Here is a 22,836-nt window from a genome sequence, read left to right on the forward strand (position 1 = left end):
CCGTCCTGCATCCCCAGCGCGTTCTACGCCTCCGCCATGCTCCGCAACATTGCCTGCAGTAGCGCCCGGGCGCCGTGCTTGCTGAGAGGCTCGTTGCGGTTGCCGCACTTGGGCGAGTGTACGCAGGAGGGGCAGCCGTTGTCGCATCCGCAGCTTTCGATGGCTTCGAGGGTGGCGCTCAGCCACTGCGTAACCGCGTTGAAGCCGCGCTCGCTAATGCCCGCACCGCCGGGGGCTGCGTCGTAGACAAAAATGGTGGGCCTGCCGGTGTCCACGTGAAGCAGTGTGGAGAGCCCTCCCAAGTCCCAGCGGTCGCTGGTGGCGATGAGCGGTAGCAGTCCGATGGCGGCGTGTTCGACGGCGTGCAGGGTGCCGGGGCCGTCCTCTTCGGTCACGCCCGCGCTGAACAGGTAGCTGGGTTCGAAGGTGAACCAGACCGCCTCGGTCATGAGCACTTCCGGCGGCATGGGTTGCGCCTCTTCGCCCAGGTATTCGCCGCCGTAGACGGAGAAGCGCCGGTAGCCGGTGACCTGGTCGGTGACCTGAACCTGCCCGCGGTGCATGGTGAGCGGGGCGAGCTGCGGTTCGCCGGGAACAGGCTCGCCAGGAGCAGCCTCGGTGGGAACAGGTTTGCCGGGAACCGCTTCCCCAACAGCGTTTGGCGCACTGTAACTAACCCGCGCACGCTCTGCCAGAATACGAACCTCCGTGCTCTCAACGGCGCGCGTGTAGTAGTCCGGGTAGACGCGGCTGAGCAGGATCACGCGCTCGCCCTCGCTGAGGGACTCGACCACGTACTGCGCGTTCTGGTGAATGTAGATTGCGCCCGGGTGCCCCTGGCTCATGGCGTGCGCGGCGTCCATGGTGCCAACCAGGGTGCCGTCTTCGGCGTCGATGAGCTGGTAGGGGCCGCCGCCAGTGCCGCGGATATCGACCAGGTCGGCGGCTGATTCGGCGTGCGTCCAGTACCAGCCATCCGGGCGGCGACGCAGGTACCCCTGCTGCACCAGTCGATCCAGCAGGGCGGCGGTATGCGGCCCGAAGAGGCTCAGTTCTTCGGCACGGAGGGGTGCCTCCTGCGCGGCGGCGCACAGCTGCGGTGAGAGCACATACGGGTTTGTCGGGTCGAAAACGGTCGCCTCAACCTCCTGCCCGAAAATCGCCTCCGGGTGGTGCACCAGGTAGGTATCGAGCGGGTTGTCGTCGGCAATGAGCACGGCGAGCGCATCCTGACCGCTTCGACCCGCCCGGCCCACGCGCTGCATGAAGGAGGCGCGGGTACCCGGCCAGCCCGCAACGAGTACGGCGTCCAGCCCGGAGATGTCGATGCCCAGCTCTAGTGCGGAGGTGCTCGCCAAGCCGAGTAGTTCGCCGTTGCGGAGTTTGCGTTCGAGTTCGCGGCGCTCTTCGGGGGTGTACCCGGCGCGGTATGCGGCGACGCGGTGGGAGAGGCCCGCCTCCACCTCGTCGAGGTAGCGTTGGGTCTTCTGCGAGAGGATTTCTACGCTGCGGCGCGAACCGGCGAACACCAGGGAGCGGGTGCAGGAAAGCACCAGGTCGGTGAGCATTTGTGCGCCCTGCTCCACGGGGGAGACGCGGCGCGGCGCCTCCTGCTCAGCCTTCGACTGGACCGCCTGCTGCTGGGTGCTGCGGGCACCCTTGGCAAGCTGATCGTGCGCCTTGGGCGGCATGAATTCGGGCTCCCAGAGCGCGACGGTGGTTTCACCGCGTGCGGAGGTGGACTCGGTAATGGCGGTGACCGCCTGCTGCGGCACGCCAATGAGCTTGGAGAAAGACTCGACCGGGTTGGAGCTGGTCGCGGAGGCGCCGTAGAACACGGGCACGGTGCGGTAGAGCGCGCAGACGCGGCGCAGGCGGCGCAGCAGGTTGGCGATGTGCGCGCCGAAAACGCCGCGGTAGCTGTGTGCCTCGTCGAGCACCACGTAGCGCAGCCCGCGCAGGAAGGATGACCACTGCCGGTGGTTGCTCAGGATTGAGTAGTTGAGCATGTCCGGGGTGGTGAGGATGAAGTTGGCGTGTTCGCGGATCCAGCGGCGTTCGCCGGTGGGGGTGTCGCCGTCGTAGCTTGCCGCGTGGAGTCCTGGCAGGTTGTAGGAGGTGAGGGCGGTGAGCTGGTCGGCGGAGAGTGCCTTCGCCGGTGAAATGTAGAGAACGTTCGCTCTATTATTGAGGTTTTCTGCTCCCGAATACGCGGAAGTTGAGCTCACTGGCTCGCCACACGATGCACGGTAGATTGCGTCCAGGGTGGGCATCAGGTAGCTCAGGGTCTTGCCTGAGGCGGTACCAGTCGCCACAATCACGTGCCCGCCGTTGCCGGTGCTCTTCGCGTCTTCGGCGTGTGCGGGAGTCGGCGCTTCAACGCGCCCAGGCTCAAGACGCTCAGCCTCAATCCGCCCCGCCTGCCAGCCGTAGCGCGCCGCACTCGCCGCCAGCGCCGCATCAAGACCCGCGTGGGCGGCGTCTGCCGCCTGCACCTGGTGGGCGTAGGGCTCGGCAATGCCGAGCGATTCGAAGGCCTCCACCACGCGCGGATGCAGCCATTGCGGCCAGGGCGCGTAGCTCGCCGCCCTAGCGGCAATGGTGTGAATATGGGTCACCTGCTCGGGCAGGGTTCCGGTGCGTTCTGCCTCCGGCAACAGGGATGCCAGCACCTGCTGTGCGCTCGCGGGAAGCTCGCGGTAGCGCAGCGTTTTTGGGCGCGCCGCAGACTGCCCCTGCGGCTGTTCGGGCTGGTGTACAGACTGATGCGTGGGCTGCTGTTCAGGGTGCTGGTTGGCGTTCTGCGAGGAGATGCTGTGCGGCATGGGTTCCATTGTAGAGCGGCGGGCTAAAACCCGACCTGCCACCGGTCACGCGCTACCCTGAACGCTGGCTCCGAGCCCGGCTCCGAACCCGCTCGGATCCTGCCCCGACCCAGAGCCTAGCCCCTAACCTAACCCCGCCCTAATCCTGTCCCAGAACCGCCCCAGCACCGCTCCTGGACCGCCGACCCCGTAGTCAGCGCGCACATATCAAAAAATCTGCATGCTTTAGGCGTATATGACGATAAAATAGTTTCGTGGCTCAAAATAAGATTATTCTGTATTACCAGTTCGCCCCCATCGCCGACCCGCAGGCGGTCATGCTCTGGCAGCGTGCCCTCTGTGAGAAGCTCGGCCTGCGCGGGCGCATCCTCATTTCCAAGCACGGCATTAACGGCACCCTCGGCGGCGAGATTAACGCGGTCAAGGCGTACACCAAGGAAACCCGCAAGTACCCCGGCTTCAAGAACATGGAGTTCAAGTGGTCCGAGGGTGGCGCGGAGGACTTCCCCCGCCTGTCCGTGAAGGCTCGCGACGAGATTGTGGCTTTCGGTGCTCCCGACGAGCTGCAGGTGGACGAGAATGGCGTCGTTGGCGGCGGCGTACACCTGAAGCCCGAAGAGGTAAATAAGCTCGTCGAAGAACGCGGTGACGAGGTGGTCTTCTTTGATGGCCGTAACGCTTTCGAAGCTAAGATTGGCAAGTTCAAGAACGCTATCGTTCCCGACGTGCGCACCACCCATGACTTCATCCGCGAGATTGAATCCGGCAAGTACGATCACATTAAGGACAAGCCGGTCGTCACCTACTGCACCGGCGGTATCCGCTGCGAGATTCTCTCCGCGCTGATGAAGAACCGCGGCTTCAAGGAAATCTACCAGATCGACGGCGGCATCGTGCGTTACGGCGAGAAGTACGGCGACAAGGAACTCTGGGAAGGCTCGCTCTACGTCTTCGACAAGCGCATGCACATGGAGTTTACGCCGGACACCGTCACCATTGGCAAGTGCGAACAGTGCGGCGCGCCCTCGAACAAGTTCGAGAACTGCTCCAACGATTCTTGCCGCGAGCTGGTTCTGCTCTGCCCCGAGTGCGCAGCTGATGATGCGAAGCGCCACTGCGTGCCCGAGTGCTCGGTGGACCGCGAAGCAGCTAAGGCGAACGCCTAATGGCAGCCGCTAAGGGCGGTGCGGTTCAGATTTCTGAACCTCGCATTGAGGAGCACCCGGCGATGGTCGTTGCCGGCGTTTCGCAGGTGTTCCCCCTGGATGGCGATTTCTCCTCGCTGTGGGATGAGCTGAATCAGAAGGCGTCCCCGGCGATGCTGGATGTTCTGAAGGTGACCCAGTACCTGGGTGTGTGCACTCAGCCGAACCCGAAGGGTCAGGTCCGCTACACAGCGGGCTTCCTGGTGTCGGAGCCGGCGAGCGCGGCGAAGCTTGGTCTGGGCGTGCTTGAGTTGCCTGCGAGTACCTACGCGGTGGTTGAGGTGACCGGCCCGATTTCGGAGTCCATTCCGGCTGGCTTTGCGAGCTTTGAGGAGGCGTTCTTCGCGAAGAATCCGCAGTACCGCCCGGTGGGTGGCCTTGAGGTGTACGGTCGCGGCGATATGCAGGCGGCTGATTACCGTATGGAGCTGTGGGTTCCGCTGGTGAAGCGTTCCTAGGGCAGTTTGTTTCTGTCGTTTTAGTTGCAGTTTTAGCTGTTGAATAGAAGGGCCCGGTGGTGCGATGTGTTCGTGCCGCCGGGCTTTTCTGTGCCCTTTTTCGGGTTTGGCGCGGATGGTATGTGCGGCGAAAGCGGGGGAGTGGGGCTCTTTACATGACCCCCCGAAATAAAATACTTGACATGTAAAGTAATTGGGTTTAGATTTAAACCACCAGCCCGGAACTACACGAGCCCGGGCGCAACCCACCAAGGAAAAACAATGCGCACCAATCCCAACAGCACCCCGCAGCTCGACGAATCCATCCGCATCAGCCACCTCGAACCCAAGGCTGGCACCGAAAAGAAGCTAGGCTTCCTCTCCTTCGGTCACTGGGCTGAGGTCCCCGGCTCCCGCGTACCTAGCGCGGCAGAATCTCTGCACCAGGCAATCGACCTTGCCGTAGGTGCCGAAGACATCGGGCTGGACGGTGCGTTCTTCCGCGTGCACCACTTCGACCAGCAGCAGGCAACCCCCTACCCGCTGCTCTCCGCAATCGCCGCCAAGACCGAACGCATCGAGCTCGGCACCGGCGTGATTGACATGCGCTACGAAAACCCGCTCTACATGGCTGAACTTGCCGCCATGGCAGACCTCATTGCGGCGGGCCGACTGCAGCTCGGTGTCTCCCGCGGCTCGCCCGAATCCGTGATTCGCGGCTTTGAGAGCTTCGGCTACTACCCGGCAGAGGGAGAAAACGAGAGCGATATGGCGCGCCGCCACCTCGACATTTTCCTCAAGGCCATCGAGGGTGAGGGCATGGCGCCCAGCGCTCGCGTTCCCGGCAAGTACGCCCCCGTCCAGCCGCAGTCGCCGGGCCTGCGCGACCGCATCTGGTGGGGCGCGGGTACCGATAGCACCGCCGTGTGGACCGCGCAGAAGGGCCTGAACCTCATGTCTTCGACCCTGATGCTGGAAGATAAGGGCATTCCTTTCGACCAGCAGCAGGCGCAGCAGATTCGCCTCTTCCGCTCCGAGTGGGTGAAGGCGGGCAACTCGGGCGTTCCGCGTGTTTCGGTCTCCCGCTCGGTGCTGCCGGTAATTGACGAGACCTCGGCGCGCTACTTCGGTCGCCGCGCCGCGGAGGACTCGCAGGATTACACCGGCATTATTGACAACAGCTTCTCCCGCTTTGGTCGTAGCTACATTGGTGACCCGGCGGATATTGCCGAGGAGCTCGCCCGCGATGAGGCGGTTCAGGCGGCGGACACCGTGTTGCTGACTATCCCGAACCAGCTGGGCGTGGACTTCAACCTGAAGATGCTTGACGCAATCGTGAAGGAGGTCAAGCCCGCGCTGACCACTAAGTAAAGCCCCTGAGGTGAAGACTCCGCAGAACCTTCTGCGCTAGCAGAGTTTCGCGCCAGCGTGCCGCCGTCGCTTCCGTGATGGGCGGTGGTCGCTGATGAGCGCGAACTCTGCCGCCTCCCGAGGGCAAGGGCGCGGAGCGCGTGCGGTAGCCCGCACAAGTGGACAATTGGTCAGTTATCACTGTATAGTCATCGTATGCTGACTATTGCTTCACACCTCGACGTTATGAACCGGCTCGGCCGCGCCATGGCCGACCCGACACGTTCCCGGATTCTGATGACCCTCCTCGGCGGCCCGAGCTATCCAGCCGTGCTCTCGCGCGAGCTGGAGCTGACCCGCTCGAACGTGTCCAACCACCTGACCTGCCTGCGCGATTGCGGAATCGTCGTCGCCGAGCCCGAGGGCCGCCAGACGCGCTACGAGATCGCCGACCCGCACCTCGCCGCGGCACTGACGTCCCTGATCAACGTCACGCTCGCGGTGGACGAGGCCGCGCCGTGCATCGACCCGGCATGCTCGGTGTCGGGCTGCTGTGGAACGGCGGCGGGAGCATGAGCGAGACCCTGACCACCGCACGCCGCGCGATGCTGCACCGGCGCGTCCGCTTCATCGTCGGCTTCACGATCACGTACAACGTAATCGAGGCAATCGTCGCAGTCTGGGCAGGCGTCCTCGCCTCGTCCGCGGCGCTCATTGGCTTCGGGCTCGACTCGGTTGTCGAGGTACTCTCGGCCGCGGCCGTCACCTGGCAGTTCACCCGCAAGGACCCTGAGCGGTGGGAAACGGTCACCGTCAAGGCCATCGGCATCGCGTTCTTCGCGCTGGCGGCCTACGTCTCGATCGACGCGGTGCTGGCCCTGGTCGGCCAGGAGGGCCCCGACCACAGCCCGCTGGGTCTCGGTATCACCGCGCTGAGCCTGGTCGTCATGCCTCTGCTGGCGTGGATTGAGGTCCGCACCGGGCGGGAGCTGGGCTCCAAGAGCGTGATGGCCGACGCCAAGCAGCTCATCCTGTGCATCTACCTCTCCGGTGCAGTGTTCATCGGCCTCGTCCTCGACAGCCTGTTCGGCTGGTGGTGGGCTGACTCGGTCGCGGCGCTGGTCGTGGCGGTGCTCGCGGTGCGCGAAGGCCTGGAGGCCTGGCGCGGCGACGTCGAGTCGCCGTTCGAAGTGCTAGAGGACCTCGAAGACGACTGACCCGTCACCCGACGATGAAGAGCCAGTGCTTGCAACCCAGACATGCGCTACGAAAACCCGCTCTACATGGCTGAACTTGCCGCCATGGCCGATCTCATTGCGGCGGGTCGACTGCAGCTGGGCGTGGACTTCAACCTGAAGATGCTTGAGACAATCGTGAAGGAAATTAAGCCCGCGCTGACCACCAAGTAAAGGCCCTGAGGTGAAGGTCCTGGGGTAAAGGTCCTGGGGTAAAGACCCCGTGCCAAGCTGTTTCCAGCGCTCTGTAACGCGCTGAGATGTTTGTTCCCATACAGCTTGAGCCACACATACAGCGATGCCCCGGCAGGCACCCGCAAGGGTTCTGCCGGGGCATTACTATGCTCACGTTCTTAGAAATCCTTCTGTCTAAAAGTCTTTCGTCTTTTCCCAAGGCTCAATAGCGCCCGGAACCACCTCAAAGAGCGGATGCGCACACGCCGCCAGCTCGCCGCGTGCCGCCAGTCGCTCGCTCAACCGATGCTCCCACTCGGGGTCACGCCCGGCCACCTTGTGCTGCAGAAAGGCGAGCTCGTACTCCAGCTGACCCAAAGGAACGGGAATATGCGCGACCGAAGGATACGGGTTTCCTGCCTTGTCGGCGCAGTTTTTACCTGTGCCGTTTTTACCTGTGCTATTTTCGTTTGTGCTATTTTTGCCCGCATCGTGTTCGCCCGCACCAATCAGTGCACGGTTGAACGAGTAGCCGCGGGCATCCGCCTCATCCGCCAACCCGCACAGGTAGGCGGCAACCGCCTCCAGCGGCTGCGGATGCGCGCGAAAACGAATCAGCTGCGGATGGTTCGTGTACCCGCGAGTCAGACCCCGCAGAACCTTCTGCGCCAGCAGAGTTTCACGCCAGCAAGCGACCAGGGCACGGCGGTCAAGCAAGGAGGGGTGCAGGGACCAAATGCGCACGCCTAGCCCTGTGCTTCTGCCGCATATACCTCAGCGGCATTTTCACCAGCCGATGCTGCGCCCGTGTGCTCGTCGCTAAAGTGCAGGAAGCTCTTGAGCACCAGCTCGCGCACCGCGTGCAGCAGGGTATCGCGCGGATGCTGTTCCTGCGTACCGCGCGAGGCGGCGGCCGCCTCGTCGTATTCGGGCCAGGAGAGCAGCATCGCAAGAGCCGCCACAATCTGGCCCACGGCAAGCTCGCCATCGCTCGCGGAAGTGAAACCCGCCGTCTCGGTGGAGAGCAGCTGGGTGCGGCACAGACCCGATCCGGCACGCAGCAGAATAACGCTCGGGTGCTCGGCGCCGGGTCGGCCGTGGCGTTCCTCGGTGACGTCCTCGGCTACCTCCAGGTGTGCGGCGAGGAGCGCCTCATCGTCCATGGCGGCGAGGCGGTCGTAACGGCGCACGGACTCGGTGAGGGCGCGGGCGATGGGCTGCTGAATCGGGTAGGTGATCTCCTCGAAACGCTGCAGGGGCTCGGTCACGCCTGCCGCGGTCGCCTCGGTCGGGCGGCGCAGCCAAATCATGCCGAAACCAATAGAATGAACGTTCCGGGAAGCGAAGTCGTTCAGGTACGCCACGTAGGTCTGCTCGTAGTGGCTACGGTCGCGGTTCTCGCTCGCATCCTTCAACCAGGTCTCCGCGTAGGAGGCGGGGGTCAGCGCCTCACGCTGAATAAACCACGCCTCCGCGCCGCCGTCGGCAACCCAGGCACGCGGACGCTCATCCCACGGACGCGGTGCATCCGGGTCCGCCGAATCGCGAATAATCTCCCAGTTACCCAGCATCTGCGCGCGGCCACCGGGCACCAGCACCGACGGCAGCTGACGCACCATCGTGCTCACAATTTCGTCACCGGGCAGGCCGCCGTCGCGGTAGGTGAACTGCTCCTCGGCGCTCTCACCGGCAACGCGCGGGGTAATCACGAACGGCGGGTTCGACACCACCAGGTCGAAAAGCTCACCGGCGACCGGCTCCAGCAGGGAACCTTCACGCAGGCTCACGCGCGCCTGCGGGTTCTGCGGATCAATATTGAGCGCCTGCGCGTTCAGCAGCAGGTTAAAACGGGTGAACGCCAGGGCACGCTCCGAAATATCAGTGGCGGTCACGTGCTCGGCGTGAGCGAGCAGGTGGAAGGTCTGAATACCGCAGCCGGTACCCACATCCAGGGCACGCTTGACGGGGGTGCGCTCGGTAATCTGCGCCAGAGTCAGGGAGGCGTGACCAATGCCGAGCACGTGATCCTTGCGCAGCACGCCGGGGCGCTGATGCGCACCCAGGTCGGCGGCAACAAAGATTTCGGTGCCGTCATCGGCGGCGTGCGGGCGCAGGTCAACGCTCGCGGACCAGCGGGTAGAATCCGCAGCGTCGCGCTCAATCAGCGCGGCATTCTCGAAGTCAACCAGGGTATCGCCGAAAACCTCGGCTGCCTCAGCCTCGGTGAGCGGGCGAGCCAGCAGGAAAAACGCCAGCAGATGCGCCAGGTTCTTCTCACTCGCGCTGTAATCGCCGCGCAGAATGTGCTCCACACGCCACAGACCCGGAACTACCTGGTCGCGAGCCATCGGCTCAGCCGCCTCAACACCGAGCAGCTCCTGCACAGCGTCATAGCTGTAGTTCAACGCCAATAGGCGTTCACGGATGCGGGTCAGGCGGGCGTAATCATCGCTGCGGGGTGCATCCGCAACGGCGGCGTACTCGGGAGCGAAAGAGGCGGCAGAAATAGTCATGCACACCATTCTACGCACCCGCCGCATCTGCCCGGGCGCGCCCACCGCGTATAGGCGGCAGCGCAATGACACAGCCCCGACCCACCCACTGACCAAAACTGTCATCTGCGCAAGAGCGCCCACCCCATCGCATACACTGAAACCATGAGTAACCTGTACCCCGATGAAAGTATCAGCGTCGACAAGTGCTGGGAGCGTCTGCACGCGAACACTCTCGGCCGCCTCATCCTCACTGACGGACAGCACGTCGATGTGCTGCCCGTGCTCTACGCCGTCGCCAGCCAAGACGACAAGCAGGAAATCTACATCCGCACCACCCGCGGCAACAAGTTCTCCTCCGTAGTGGTCAGCCGCCGCGTCGCCTTCGAAATCGACGAAACCCTCGAAGACGGCATCCGCTCCGTCATCGTGGTCGGTATCGCCCACTGGCTGCCGCCGGAAATGACCCCGCAGATCGTGCGCACCTTCGACCTGCCCGACTCCGAAACCCACGAAATGCAATGGGTGCGCATCGTGCCGCAGACCGTGTATGGCCGCGAATACCCGCTGCTGCCCGCATACCTGGACGGCACCCACCCCGACTCTGACACCCTCACCAGCTAGAAACGCAGGTGAGCGGGTGCGGTGCGCCCCAGCACCCGCACACACCCCTGTGCACACACCACCGCTCCGGTACCGTATGATGTACCGAGTACCCTGCGCACTCGTGCAAGCTCAACACGCCCGGTCCACACACACTCGAACCGGGCCAGCTCGCCTCGCGCCGGGCCACCGTGCGCTCGCCGCATGAAACGCACCGAGCGCACCACATCAACCCAACATAAACTACACCCCCACCGATCACCTCACCCCGCGTACACCACACCCTGTCGGCGCCCACAAGCGCCAGCGTAGGTTATGGTTGAATACGTAGCTTTTCAACACACAGATAGAGGAGTGCCGTGCCCGCTCAGGCAAAGACCGGAAAAGCCCTGCTGATTGTGGAGTCTCCCTCCAAGGTCAAAACCATTAGCAGCTACCTCGGCGAGGACTACCTCGTCGACTCGTCCATGGGCCATATCCGCGACCTTCCGCAGCCCTCCGAACTGCCCGAAAACCTCAAAAAGAGCCCCGTCGGCAAGTTCGCTGTCAACGTTGAAGAGAACTTCGAACCCTACTACGTGGTCAACCCCGACAAAAAGAAAAAGGTCGCCGAACTCAAGCGCAAGCTCAAAGAAGTAGACGCGCTCTACCTGGCAACCGATGGTGACCGCGAAGGTGAAGCCATCGCATGGCACCTGAAGGAAGTCCTCAAGCCCAAGGTACCCGTCTACCGCATGACCTTCCCCGAAATCACCCGGGAAGCCATTCAGCGCGCCTTCGGCGAACTGCGCGACATCGACCTGCACCTGGTCGACGCGCAGGAAACCCGCCGCATCCTCGACCGCATCTACGGTTACGAAATTTCCCCCGTACTCTGGCGCAAGGTCGGCCGCGGCCTCTCCGCAGGTCGCGTGCAGTCCGTCGCAACCCGCCTCGTCGTCGAACGCGAACGCGAACGCATGGCATTCGTCGCCGCCAACTACTGGGACCTGACCGGACGCTTCCTGACCGCAGCCTCCGAAGGCTTCGACGCCAAGCTGGTCGCCGTAGACGGCAACCGTGTCGCAACCGGCAAGGACTTCGCCGACAACGGCACCCTCAACACCTCCAAGGTCACCCACCTGAACGAGGAAGCCGCCCGCGCGCTCGCCGCAGCCCTGCAGTCCGCCGCGTTCTCCGTACGCTCCGTTGAGACCAAGCCGTACAAGCGCCGCCCGGCAGCGCCGTTCACCACCTCCACCCTGCAGCAGGAAGCCGCACGTAAGCTGCGTTTCTCCTCCCGCGTGACCATGCAGGTGGCGCAGCGCCTCTACGAAAACGGTTACATCACCTACATGCGTACCGACTCGGTGGCGCTGAGTGAGCAGGCGATCTCCGCCGCACGCCGTCAGGCATCCGAGCTGTACGGCGCAGAATTCGTGCCCTCCGCACCGCGCGTGTACACCTCCAAGAGCAAGAACGCACAGGAAGCCCACGAAGCAATCCGCCCCGCCGGTGACACCTTCCGCACCCCGGACGCTGTGCGCGGCTCCCTGTCCAACGACGAGTTCCGCCTCTACGAGCTGATCTGGAAGCGTACCGTCGCCTCCCAGATGGCTGACGCGACCGGTTCCACCGCCTCCGTGCGCCTGGGCGCCGTGGCATCTAACGGCCAGGACGCCGAGTTCGCTGCATCCGGTACCGTCATCACCTTCCGCGGCTTCCTCGCCGCCTACGAGGAGGGCGTTGACGCATCCCGCGTGGCTGAGCGTGAGGCGAAGGACGCTGAGAAGCGCCTGCCGAACCTGACCACCGGCGAGGCACTGACCGCCGAGGCGATTGAGCCCGCCGGCCACGAGACCCTGCCGCCCCCGCGCTACACCGAGGCATCCCTGGTGAAGACCCTGGACGAGCTGGGCATTGGCCGCCCGTCCACCTACGCGGCGGTTATTTCGACCATCATGGACCGCGGATACGTGAACGTTCGTTCTGGTTCGCTGATCCCGTCCTGGATCGCGTTCTCCGTGGTGCGCCTGCTCGAATCCAGCTTCGGCCCCTACGTGAACTACGAGTTCACCGCGCAGATGGAAGAAGACCTCGACCGCATCGCACGCGGCGAAGAATCCCGCGTCGAATGGCTGGGCGAGTTCTACTTCGGCGGCGGCTCCAAGCGCGGTCTGAAGCCCATCGTGGACAACCTCGGCGAGATTGACGCCCGCAGCATCAACTCCATCCCGATTGCGGACGGCATTGTGCTGCGCGTGGGCAAGTTCGGCCCCTACCTGGAAGCCGAAGGCACCCTCGACACCGAGACCGGCGAACTGACCGAACCGATTCGCGCGAACGTACCCGCCGACCTGGCACCGGACGAACTGACCGAAGAGAAGGCACGCGAACTGCTCGAACAGGGCAAGTCCGACGGCCGTGTGCTCGGCGTGGACCCGGTCTCCGGCAACCAGATCGTGGCACGCGACGGCCGCTACGGCCCCTACGTCACCGAGGTGATCGAGGAGATGACCGAGGAGCAGATTCAGGCGTACCTGGACGCGCAGCCGACCGAATACTACAAGAACGGCAAGCCCAAGCCGAAGAAGAAGCCGAAGCCCGCCAAGCCGCGCACCGCGTCCCTGTTCAAGTCCATGGACCTGGCGACCGTGACCCTTGAGCAGGCACTGCAGCTGATGAGCCTGCCGCGCGTGCTCGGTACCGACGCTGAGGGCGTGGAAATCACCGTGCAGAACGGCCGCTTTGGCCCGTACCTGAAGAAGGGCACGGACTCCCGCTCGATTGGCAGCGAGGACGAAATCTTCACGATTACGCTGGAGCAGGCCCTGGAGATTTACTCCCAGCCGAAGCAGCGCGGTCGTGCGGCGGCTAAGCCTCCGCTGGCTGAGCTGGGCGTGGACCCGGTCAGCGAGAAGAAGATCGTGGTGAAGGACGGCCGCTTTGGCCCGTACATCACCGACGGTATTACGAACATTACGGTTCCGCGTGCGGAGTCGGTCGAGTCGCTGACCCACGAGCGTGCGGTGCAGCTGCTGGCTGACAAGCGTGCGAAGGGCCCGGTCAAGCGTAAGGCCGCCGCGAAGAAGACCACCACGGCTAAGAAGACTACGGCTAAGAAGACGACCGCAAAGTCTACTACCGCGAAGAAGACGACCACTCGTAAGACCGCGGCGAAGAAGACCGCCGAGTAATCTGCCGAGTAGCCGAGCGTAGTTCGATCTGAACTGAAGGCGCAGGATGCGTCCCGCAACCCCCGCGTGGGGTGGGGTGCCTCCTGCGCCTTTTGCGTGCTCGGGAGAGTGCATTCCCGGCGCGTTTTTGTGCCCGCGCTACGTTTTTTAGGCTTGCGCCGTGTTTTTATGCCCGCGCTGTGCTGATGCTGGGCATCCGCCCGGATTGTTTGCGGAGTGAGCCGCGCCTCTGACAGACTGGAAGAGGCGCCGCACCTGCGGTACCGCACACAGACAATATCCCGCCGCGGGGCGGGGGAGGGGAGCGCATCGTGCGCCTGGGAGTTCTGGATGTCGGGTCGAATACGGTCCACCTGCTACTGATTGACGGCAGCCCTGGAGCGCGCCCCGAACCGTACGCGTCGCACAAGATTCCGTTGCAGCTCGTGCAGTACCTCGACGCTGAGGGTAACATCTCGCAGGAGGGTGCGGACGCGCTGACCCGCTTCGTGACCAGCGCCCGCGACTTCGCGATCGAGAATGAGGCGGAGGACCTGCTGGCGTTTTCTACGAGCGCTATCCGTGAGGCGGGTAATGGTGCGGCGGTGCTGCATCAGGTGCGTGAGCAGACCGGTGTGAGCCTGAACGGTATTTCGGGTGATCAGGAGGCAGCGATTACGTACTTTGCGGTGCGCCGCTGGCAGGGCTGGGGCGCGGGCCGCATCCTTGATTTTGATATTGGTGGCGGTTCTTTTGAGTTTTCGACGGGTACGAATGCGTTGCCGGATGCGGCGATGAGCGTGCCGTTGGGGGCGGGCCGTCTGACGCGTGAGTTTTTTGATGAGCAGCCGCCGAAGCCGAAGCAGGTGAAGCGTCTGCGTAAGTATGTGCGTGAGCAGATCGCCCCGGTTGCGGAGAATCTGCTACGTTATGGTGCGCCGGATATGACGGTGGGTACGTCGAAGACGTTCCGTTCGTTGGCGCGTATTTGTGGTGCGGCGCCGTATTCGGCGGGCCCGCATGTGAAGCGTGAGATGCATTTGCAGGATTTGCGCCTGTGGACTCGTCGTATGGAGGCGATGACGGTGTCTGAGCGTAGCGATTTGCCGGGTGTTTCGAAGGCGCGTGCGGAGCAGATGCTGGCGGGCGCTATCGCTGCGGAGGCGGCGATGGAGGCGTTTGGGGTTGAGACGATGCGTGTGTGCCCGTGGGCGCTGCGTGAGGGCCTGATCCTGAAGCGTATTGAGCACCTGGCGGAGGGTACGGGTACTCCGGTCAACCCGAAGACCCTCCTGGGTGAGTAGAACATGATGATGAACCCCGCAGGCTGATGCGTAATGGGCACCGGCCTGCGGGGTCACCGCTTTTCTTTTGTATATAACCCGCCGACAAAGATGTAGGAAAGGAACAATCACCGATGAAAATCGAAGACATTATTGACGAGGTCAACGAAGCCTGGGGTGAAGAGCACGAAGAAAAAAGTAGAAAAATATTTTGGGATAACCTCGTCCGTATCCCATGTTGGGAATTTTTTCTGTGGACGTTAGTTTATTTATCACCATTAATTATTCTACTTCCTGCTTTATTTATTTCGTCTGAAAAAACTGGAAATCTTCCACTGCCTTTGGCGCAATTTTGGATTAACATACCATACTATTTGCTGGATATAAGGGCTGGAATTATTGTTTCACTTGCCAGCATTCTATTGAGCTTATATGTGAGTGTGGGTAAATTTGCTGATGGGGTAGAAGGAGTTAGTGGTGATGCGCGTCGAGCCACGTATAGAAAGTTTGCCCGTATTGTTGGTGAAATTGTCTTTGTGGTGTTTGTAATTAATTTTTGGTATGGACTTATTGCTGGGTATCTTCAAGGTACGTCTCTTGTGCCGCTTGGGCCCTGGAGTGTTGGTCCGGGGTGGGGCAAGCTCATCGTTTCCGAGCATATCAACCTTACTCGCTATCAAGAAATTCCTTTATGGGTTCTGTTATTTTTTGCCTGGTTTACCATGGTCTCTTCTCGAATGCTTACTTATAGTGAAAAAGATATATTGGTTAGAAGCTCAATTTATCTTGACAGGTTAAAGAATGCGAATGGAAACGGAAGTATGTCATATTCTAAAGAATACGACATAGCGAAGTGTGAGTTCGAAGAAGAATTTTTTGGGAAGCAAATAGGGGGAAATGATTTATTTATCCCTGGCAGATCTCTTTCTCGTAGAGAAGGTGCTTACTCTGGGATGTTCTACTCCGGTGTAAGATACATGGGGTTTGGTGTTAATGTGGGTGTGAAGTCTTATGTTTTCCACCGGCAATTTCGGAACATTTTTATTTCATGGATTTTTGTGAGTATTTTGGCGATAGCTACCATGTGGATTAACGGTTTTATCCTTGTGATCATCGGAAGTGTTTTTTATGGCACATATTTATCTATGGTTATCCAGTCTAGTGTTAATCTTGACTCGAATATATATAAATTAAATGTTTTGCGGTTGAATAAGGGGTATCGCAGGGTTTTTGAATATGTATCGTTTTATTGGAAAAATTGGATGAATAGATTGGCTGCTTATATATCTAGTAGCCTTGTGTTTATGTTTGTATTGGTGGAGTATCAGGGTGATTTAGCTAATGTATTTGAATTTCTTGGCCTTTCGGATGGGGCAGCTTCTGCACTTTTTCTCATAGTTTTCTTGGTGATTTCTATAGGATCAACAGTTGTTATTGTTTATGTGGTGGAAAAGTTTGTCTATCTGTCAATGAGGCGGATCATAGGAGAGCGCTCTGCTGTTGCTCTGGAGAAAAATATAAAATATTCTGAACTTTTGGAAGAGGATAAGGGGAAAATCGACTTTTTGATGGTTGCTTATATCTATTGTTTAATGCTTGAAGTGAATAAATACTATATGGATTATAAAGCTGAAGTGGGACATGTTGACTTATCGCCGAACCAATCTGAATTGATTAGAATCAGGTATTCCAGGCCGGCTATATATAAGGAATTGAAAAGCCCTAGTCATAAGTAGTCTGGCCAAAGGTAAATATTGAGGAGCCACATGTGTTTCGAATAGCAACTTATAATGTGGCTTCTGGAAACATATGTGGCTTCTCACTATGTGGGGCTATAACCTCCTCCAGAGTTTGTGCCATAGGTTAGCGTCTTCTGCCATGGTTTTTAACTACGACCAAAGACGCTAACCTATGGCACAACTTTCAGTGCAGCACGATAAAACAAAAGTTGCCCCGGACGCGCACGCATCCGGGGCCGCCCCTCGTTTCTTAGGGGGATTTTATCGCCATCTTGATACAATCACAGAGGGTGCAATTAGCACACAGAAGGGTTGGAGTATATTAATATATGGCAGAACTTTTCACAATAAAATTTAGTGGCGCGACAAGAGAATTAATTTCACGAGAGACTATTGGAGGCATCGATGGCTTTTCTAAGCTACAACAAAGACGAAAAGTTAGAATTTAATTACAAGAGGGCCTGCGGGTTGTGGCTAATTACGGTGGCGGTAGTTATCGCAATAGCCATCATGGCCGGAGGAAAGCAAATAATAAACATGCAAGTATTCAGTATCGGCTATGTCGTCAGCTTTTTCTCAATCAACATGAATAAAAAGGTGCTGAATAGACTAGCCGATGGCCCTTCGAGTGAATTTCAAAAGAAAGTATCTTCGCGTGCCGTTATTCTATTATTTGTCTTAATGGTTTTGCTGGGCGGCCCATTCTTCGCAACAGAAAATTGGAGACTGATTTGGCTGGGAGCGCTGATGGCAACCGCGCTGCATTTCTTCCCATACTATTTTGTGCATGGAAAGTCAATGATATATCTGGGTCTTATCTGTGCCATTAACGTGTTTGCAGGATATATTTTTACCAGCATCCCGTTAGAGGTAATTGCATATATCGATGCGGCGATTAAGCTCCTCTTCGGAATCTATCTGCTATTCCTTTCAAAGCCGTCAAAACAAAAGTAAGGCAAATCTTCGGCACGGCAAAACAGGGCGGCCCCGGACGCACACACGCATCCGGGGCCGCCCGCCACCTGTCAGGACCTACTTCTTAGCGCCGAACACCCGCGTCCACGCCCAGCGGGTCAGCACCGCCGTACCCACCGCAACCGCCATTGGCAGCCACGCACTCGCACCCTGACCCGTAAAACCAATCAACAACGTCAACGCAGACAGCGGCGCATTCATCGAAATACCCAAAAACGCCGCCGTACCCGTCAACGCCGCAGCATACAACACCATCGACGCACCACCCGGCACCCCGCCCAAACCCGGGAACACCCACAGCACCAGCGCCGCCACACAAAACGCAGCCGCCGCACCCAACGCCAAGCCCGGCGTCAACGTACCACCATAAGAACCGAAACGCAGACTCAACACCACCACCGCAGCCTTCGCAACAGCCAACGCCAACACATACACTGCCGCCGCCGCAGTCAAACCGCCCGCCGCCGCATCCAACGACACATTAAACGTGTGCTGAGTCAGCAGACGACCATTACCCAGAATCTCTGGAAGCCACAGCGAAACCACCGCGACCAGCGCAAACGCCACAGGAATACGCCACAGAAGAGAACGATCCTTCGCCTTCAACTTCTCCGCACGCTGCGACAACGCCCTAAAACCCAACGCCAACGGGGCCAACACCACACCCGTCAACGCCGCCACCGTCAGCGTCGTCGCATCCAACGGAAGCTGCGGCACCGGGTACGTCGGCGCACTCGAAATCACCAGATTCGCCGTAACCGTCGCCGTCCACACCGTCACCGCACCCACATACAGCGACCACAGGCTCAGGCCCGCAGCCATCGCCTCCACAAGGTACACCAGGCCACCAATCGGCACCTGATACACCGCCGCCAGACCGGATGCCGCACCCGCCGCCACCAGCAAGCGACGCTCGCGATCGCCCAGCAGCAGCGAACCATCCGGACGGGTGCCGCCAATGCGCTCCAGCAGACGCGCGCATCGACCCGCGGCCAGGGCGCCCAGCTCACGCGGCGCGACCTCCTTACCCACGGGAGAGCCCGCACCCACCGCAACAATCTGAATCACCGAATGGGCGATCTGCCGCCACAGCGACGGGGTGCGGTCCTCCTCGGTAGCACCGGCAATCTGCGACTTCACGCCGACCACACGCCGCCCACCGGACTGCAGGTAATACCAGACCAGCGCCACAAACGGGCCCAGCGCCGCCAAAACCAGGGCACGACGCGCCGGATCGGCACCGTCAGTCACCATTGGGTGGTGCCCCTCAGCCTGACCGAAAGTTAGCTCCTGCATAAAGTCCAGAACATAATGCAGAGCAATCGCGCCCAAGCCGCTGAACACGCCCGTGACCAGCGCGGCAAGGGTCAGCCCCAGCAGGAGGCGAAACGAAAAAGAACGGAAACCCGCAGGGTTCTGCGGGCTATTCGGGGAAGGATTCGAGGAAGAACCAGTATGAGAAGACATAGAAAAATTTGTGTGTTGCGTGCTGTGTGGTTTGAAGGCTTCATGCCTGGCACAAACTGCCGCGGGTGATGCTGTTCTCATTCTACGCCCGCAGAATTACGCCCTCCCTGGCATGCCAGAACGTGAGAAGCGAAGCCTCGCGCATTGGGTTGCGGAGCATGAGGTGAAGCCGCCGCCCAGAAAACGCGGAAGAAACAGAGCCAGGTCACATGCCCATAGCCGCACCCGCTATGCTGGAAGGGTACGCCTCCACGCGCCCGCCGCGCACCGAACAGTAGCCCCCGGAACACACCGGCGGCACGCCTGCCGGCACCCGGCGCAGGCACTCCATTAGGAAGGATCAACGATGACCGCAACTATTGCTTTTCTCGGCACCGGCTCCATGAACGGCTCCATCGCCGCGGGTCTGCTCGCCGCAGGCCACGACCCCGCCCACATCCGCGCTACCGTGCGTAGCGAAGAATCTCGTGCCGCCCTCGCCCAGCGCCTCGGCGACAAGGTAGAAATCATCACCACCGGCGGCGAAGCTGACGGCAACCACAAAGCAACCGCCCACGCAGACGTCGTGCTGCTCGGCGTGAAGCCCTACGGCATCGTTGAGCTTGCCCGCGATATCGCACCCGCCCTCGCGCCTAATGCTGTTGTGGTGTCCGTTGCTGCTGGCGTGACCCTCGAAACCCTCGCCGAGTGCCTTCCCGCAGGTCAGCCCATTGTTCGCTGCATGCCGAACACCCCCTCCTCCGTGGGCAAGGGCGTGCTCGCCATCTCCACCACCGACACCGTGAAGGACAATCAGAAGAAGCTCGTCGAAGAGGTCCTGGGCACCGTCGGTCTGGTTGTTGAGGTCCGCGAAGACCAGATGGATGCGGTCACCGCCGTCTCCGGTTCCGGCCCGGCATACGCGTTCCTGCTTGCGGAGGCGATGGCCGCCGCCGGTGAGAAGCTCGGCCTGGACGCAGACACCGCCCTCAAGCTTGCCAGCGCAACCGTCGCCGGTGCGGGCTTCCTGCTCGACACCAACCCGGATGCGCCCGCCCTGCGCCGCGCCGTGACCAGCCCGAACGGCACCACCGAGCGTGCGCTGAACACCTTCGTGGACGGTGGCCTCTTCCAGCTGACCGAGGACGCGATGCGCGCCTGTGCGGCACGTTCGGCGGAAATGAGCCAGCTGTACACCGCTGACGAGGACTAACCAGCGGAGACTAATACCGTCCGGTAGTATCCCCCTGACTAGCTGAAACTATAGAAAAACAGCCTCCTCCCGGCAGAACGGGAAGAGGCTGTTTTTCTATGTCTAATCGCGGGCTTCTCAAGGCAGCGAGGAAAAATGCGCTTAGGGCCGCGCCGCAAAACGCTCAATCAGGTCCACCTGACCGGACACGATCAGAATGTCGCGCGAGTGAATGCGGGTGGTTGCATCCGCGTAGGTGAAGTCCTCACCGGGGGACTTAATACCGACCACGGACACGCCGTACTTGGAGCGGATATCCGACTCGGCGAGGGTAAAGCCGTGGGTTTCCTTCGGCGGGCGCATCTTCGCAATCGCGAAGTCGTCATCAAACTCAATGTAATCCAGCAGACGACCCGAAACCAGGTGCGCGGCGCGGCGGCCGGCGTCCGCCTCCGGGTAGACCACGTGGTGCGCGCCAATACGCTCCAGAATCTTGCCGTGCGCGGGGGTAATAGCCTTCGCCCAGATACGCTCCACGCCAATGTCCACGAGGTTCGCGGTAATTAGCACGGATGCCTCCACGGAGGTGCCCACACCCACCACGGCGGAACCGAAATCGTCCGCACCCAACTGGTGCAGGGTGTCGATATCGGTCGCGTCGGCGGAGACCACGTGCGTCAGCACGCCGGACCACTTCTGCACCAGCTCGGGGTCCTTCTCAATAGCAAGGACCTCCTTGTTCTGCAGGCGCAGCTGGGCCGCCACCGCGGAGCCGAAGCGTCCCAGACCAATCACGAGGACGGGGGCGTTATGTGCACTAGCCAATGGTGGGCCTTTCTTCGGGGAACTTGTAGAGGCGGCGGCGTGAACGCAGCGCCAGGCCGGTCGCGGCGGTTGTGGTGCCCACACGGCCAATGAGCATCAGGCCGCTGAGCACGTAGATACCCGCCGGTGGCAGGCTTGCGGAGAGACCATTCGAGAGGCCGCAGGTCGCGAAGGCGGAGATGACCTCGAAAATCACTTCTTTGAGGTCCGCGCCGCTAATGATGAGAATCGACGCGGCACCAACACCTACCACGGTAGCACCCATAACAATCACAGAGATAGCAATGCGCAGAGAGGATTCGGGGATGGTGCGGTTGAACGCGACAACCTTCTGATCGCCTCGCGCCTCAGCAAGGATAGACAGGGCGATCACGGCGATGGTCGTGACCTTCACGCCACCTGCGGTCGAGCCGGAGCCACCGCCAATGAACATGAGCATGTCCGTCAGGAGCGTGGAGACGGGGGTAATGCTACTCATGTCGACCAGATTGAAGCCGCCCGAACGCATCATTACAGAAGCAAAAATGGCGTTCAGAACCTTGTCACCTGCGGAGTAGTCGCCGATGGTGGCGGGGTTGTTCCACTCGAAGAGACCCCAGAAGAACGCGCCAAAAGCAAAGAAAAACAGGGTCGTCACGGTGGTCAGCTTCGCGGTGAGCGACCAGTGGCGGGGGCGGAAAGGATGATGCTGAATCGCAATGAAAACAGGGAAACCGAGCGAGCCCAAGAACACGGCAATGCAGATGGGCACGAGCAGGAAGAGATCATGGCCGTAGGGCACGATGCCGTCGGAATGCGGGGTGAAGCCTGCATTGTTGAAGGCTGAGATGGAGTAGAAAATGCTGTGCCAGATGGCTTGGAATGGGTCTTCGCCGAGGGTCAGGAAACGAGGAATCAGCACAAGCGCAATGATTGCCTCGATGGAGAATGAAGCATAGGAGACGCTCTTGATGATGCCACCGACCTCGCCAAGACGGCTGATGTTCAGGTCTTCCTGCGCAATGAGTTTGGTGCGCAGACCCATCTTACGGCCGATAGCCAGCGCCAACAGCGAGGTAATGGTCAGAGTACCCAAACCACCGACCTGACAAGCCACAAGAATCATTGCCTGACCGAAGGTGGACCACTGCTCGGCGGTGGAGACGGTAGTCAGGCCGGTCACGGTCACCGCGCTGGTAGAGGTAAAAAATGCGTGGTGGAAAGGCGCGGGCTGCCCATCATTGGAGGAGATGGGCAGTAGCAAGGTGAGCGTAAAGAAGATGATGACCAACAGAAACGCAGTGATTGCGGTGCGCGAAGGCGAGGCAAGAACGGTCACGTCAATAAAGTCACGGAACCGTTCGAGGGTCTGCAGATTGAACCCCATGGGGGCGCGCTTACGCTGAACCTCGGAGGTTTCGCTCACGTGGTCGCGTAGGGCGAGCAGACGATCGAGGTCAATACCGGGCACGCTCGTGAGGATGCTAAGGTTTTCGGCCTCGAGGCGGTCGCGTCGGCTACGGTGAACCTGCTGCTTTTGAGGTACGGATGTGGTGCCGCTGAGGGTGTCCCAGCGGCGGTTGAGCTGGCCCTGGGGGTGGTGATGTCGGCGCCGGGTGCGGCGGAGTATGCGTCCCATGCGCCTCCTTCAGTGGGTGTCTGGGCGTTGGTGTGTTGGGCGGCGGATATGTGCCTGTTTTGACGCCTTCTAGTGTATCGCGCCGGGTGCTTTGAAAGGGGGTAGTGTGTTGATAGCTGGACGCTCAATATGTGAGCTTGGCAAAGGCGTAGGGGCGGTTTTCTGTATGAGGCGCGGAAGAGTGTATATGCTCTTTATGGTATATATACTGTGGTGGGTTGAAATATCAGCATATGCCCAAGAAGAGATACAGATATGTACCCTTACAATGTGACGGACACT

Annotated in this window: 17 protein-coding genes and 1 pseudogene; 12 read left to right on the forward strand and 6 right to left on the reverse strand. The window is 60.6% G+C overall.

The window, feature by feature from the left end:
- Window positions 1-23 precede the first annotated feature (23 nt).
- Window positions 24-2,834, reverse strand: coding sequence for a DEAD/DEAH box helicase (locus tag HMPREF2605_RS01790; RefSeq protein WP_070846768.1), 2,811 nt, complete (start codon window positions 2,832-2,834; stop codon window positions 24-26).
- 245 nt (window positions 2,835-3,079) lie between these two features.
- Here HMPREF2605_RS01790 and HMPREF2605_RS01795 point away from each other — a divergent pair, with 245 nt between their 5' ends.
- From HMPREF2605_RS01795 to HMPREF2605_RS09710, 6 genes and pseudogenes are all read left to right on the forward strand, one after another.
- The gene (locus tag HMPREF2605_RS01795; RefSeq protein ID WP_070665991.1) at window positions 3,080-3,991 is read left to right on the forward strand and encodes an oxygen-dependent tRNA uridine(34) hydroxylase TrhO; all 912 of its coding nucleotides are present in this window, start codon (window positions 3,080-3,082) and stop codon (window positions 3,989-3,991) included.
- Window positions 3,991-4,488, forward strand: coding sequence for a GyrI-like domain-containing protein (locus tag HMPREF2605_RS01800; RefSeq protein ID WP_005508270.1), 498 nt, complete (start codon window positions 3,991-3,993; stop codon window positions 4,486-4,488). Before HMPREF2605_RS01795 ends, HMPREF2605_RS01800 begins: the two co-directional genes overlap by 1 nt.
- Window positions 4,489-4,749: 261 nt before the next feature.
- On the forward strand, window positions 4,750-5,838 hold the full coding sequence (locus HMPREF2605_RS01805) for an LLM class flavin-dependent oxidoreductase (protein WP_049353867.1): 1,089 nt from the start codon (window positions 4,750-4,752) through the stop codon (window positions 5,836-5,838).
- Between the two features lie 195 nt (window positions 5,839-6,033).
- Window positions 6,034-6,393: a Cd(II)/Pb(II)-sensing metalloregulatory transcriptional regulator CmtR gene (locus HMPREF2605_RS01810; protein ID WP_070629973.1), complete on the forward strand. Its 360-nt coding sequence runs from the start codon at window positions 6,034-6,036 to the stop codon at window positions 6,391-6,393.
- Window positions 6,390-7,034, forward strand: coding sequence for a cation diffusion facilitator family transporter (locus HMPREF2605_RS01815; protein WP_070846769.1), 645 nt, complete (start codon window positions 6,390-6,392; stop codon window positions 7,032-7,034). Before HMPREF2605_RS01810 ends, HMPREF2605_RS01815 begins: the two co-directional genes overlap by 4 nt.
- Window positions 7,035-7,073: 39 nt before the next feature.
- Window positions 7,074-7,160 (forward strand): annotated as a pseudogene (locus HMPREF2605_RS09710) (luciferase); the annotation flags it as partial.
- A 261-nt stretch (window positions 7,161-7,421) separates the two neighbouring features.
- On the opposite strand, the gene HMPREF2605_RS01825 reads toward HMPREF2605_RS09710, so the two are convergent.
- Window positions 7,422-7,970, reverse strand: a complete 549-nt coding sequence (locus HMPREF2605_RS01825) for a pyrimidine dimer DNA glycosylase/endonuclease V (RefSeq protein WP_070846770.1) — start codon at window positions 7,968-7,970, stop codon at window positions 7,422-7,424.
- A 2-nt stretch (window positions 7,971-7,972) separates the two neighbouring features.
- Entirely contained in the window at window positions 7,973-9,739 is a 1,767-nt protein-coding gene (locus tag HMPREF2605_RS01830) for a DUF7059 domain-containing protein (RefSeq protein ID WP_246828150.1), read from the reverse strand.
- Window positions 9,740-9,883: 144 nt separating this feature from the next.
- On the opposite strand from HMPREF2605_RS01830, the gene HMPREF2605_RS01835 reads away from it, so the two are divergent.
- The 5 genes from HMPREF2605_RS01835 to HMPREF2605_RS09625 all read left to right on the forward strand — a co-directional run bounded on the left by HMPREF2605_RS01835 (window position 9,884) and on the right by HMPREF2605_RS09625 (window position 17,452).
- Window positions 9,884-10,342 carry a pyridoxamine 5'-phosphate oxidase family protein gene (locus tag HMPREF2605_RS01835; protein WP_049347138.1) on the forward strand — a complete coding sequence of 153 codons (459 nt, stop codon included), beginning with the start codon at window positions 9,884-9,886 and terminating at the stop codon, window positions 10,340-10,342.
- A 338-nt stretch (window positions 10,343-10,680) separates the two neighbouring features.
- Window positions 10,681-13,497 carry a type I DNA topoisomerase gene (topA, locus tag HMPREF2605_RS01840; protein WP_070846772.1) on the forward strand — a complete coding sequence of 939 codons (2,817 nt, stop codon included), beginning with the start codon at window positions 10,681-10,683 and terminating at the stop codon, window positions 13,495-13,497.
- Window positions 13,498-13,808: 311 nt separating this feature from the next.
- The gene (locus tag HMPREF2605_RS01845; RefSeq protein ID WP_005508285.1) at window positions 13,809-14,780 is read left to right on the forward strand and encodes a Ppx/GppA family phosphatase; all 972 of its coding nucleotides are present in this window, start codon (window positions 13,809-13,811) and stop codon (window positions 14,778-14,780) included.
- A gap of 113 nt (window positions 14,781-14,893) precedes the next feature.
- On the forward strand, window positions 14,894-16,495 hold the full coding sequence (locus HMPREF2605_RS01850; RefSeq protein WP_070688638.1) for a hypothetical protein: 1,602 nt from the start codon (window positions 14,894-14,896) through the stop codon (window positions 16,493-16,495).
- 408 nt (window positions 16,496-16,903) lie between these two features.
- On the forward strand, window positions 16,904-17,452 hold the full coding sequence (locus HMPREF2605_RS09625) for a DUF6609 family protein (protein ID WP_070688637.1): 549 nt from the start codon (window positions 16,904-16,906) through the stop codon (window positions 17,450-17,452).
- Window positions 17,453-17,530: 78 nt separating this feature from the next.
- Here HMPREF2605_RS09625 and HMPREF2605_RS01860 read toward each other — a convergent pair whose 3' ends face one another.
- A complete protein-coding gene (locus HMPREF2605_RS01860) occupies window positions 17,531-18,940 on the reverse strand; it encodes a chloride channel protein (RefSeq protein WP_070846773.1) in 1,410 nt (469 codons plus the stop codon).
- Window positions 18,941-19,286: 346 nt separating this feature from the next.
- Between HMPREF2605_RS01860 and proC the strand changes: the two genes are divergently transcribed.
- Complete coding sequence (gene proC / locus HMPREF2605_RS01865) at window positions 19,287-20,132, forward strand: pyrroline-5-carboxylate reductase (RefSeq protein ID WP_070846774.1); 846 nt, start codon at window positions 19,287-19,289, stop codon at window positions 20,130-20,132.
- Between the two features lie 141 nt (window positions 20,133-20,273).
- Here the strand turns inward: proC and HMPREF2605_RS01870 are convergent, their stop codons facing one another.
- Together HMPREF2605_RS01870 and HMPREF2605_RS01875 are read right to left on the reverse strand one after the other, a co-directional pair.
- On the reverse strand, window positions 20,274-20,936 hold the full coding sequence (locus tag HMPREF2605_RS01870; protein ID WP_005504725.1) for a potassium channel family protein: 663 nt from the start codon (window positions 20,934-20,936) through the stop codon (window positions 20,274-20,276).
- Window positions 20,929-22,554, reverse strand: coding sequence for a TrkH family potassium uptake protein (locus HMPREF2605_RS01875; RefSeq protein WP_070846775.1), 1,626 nt, complete (start codon window positions 22,552-22,554; stop codon window positions 20,929-20,931). Before HMPREF2605_RS01875 ends, HMPREF2605_RS01870 begins: the two co-directional genes overlap by 8 nt.
- Window positions 22,555-22,836 lie beyond the last annotated feature (282 nt).

This window comes from Rothia sp. HMSC065C03 (assembly GCF_001837295.1).
Classification (GTDB): Bacteria; Actinomycetota; Actinomycetes; order Actinomycetales; family Micrococcaceae; genus Rothia.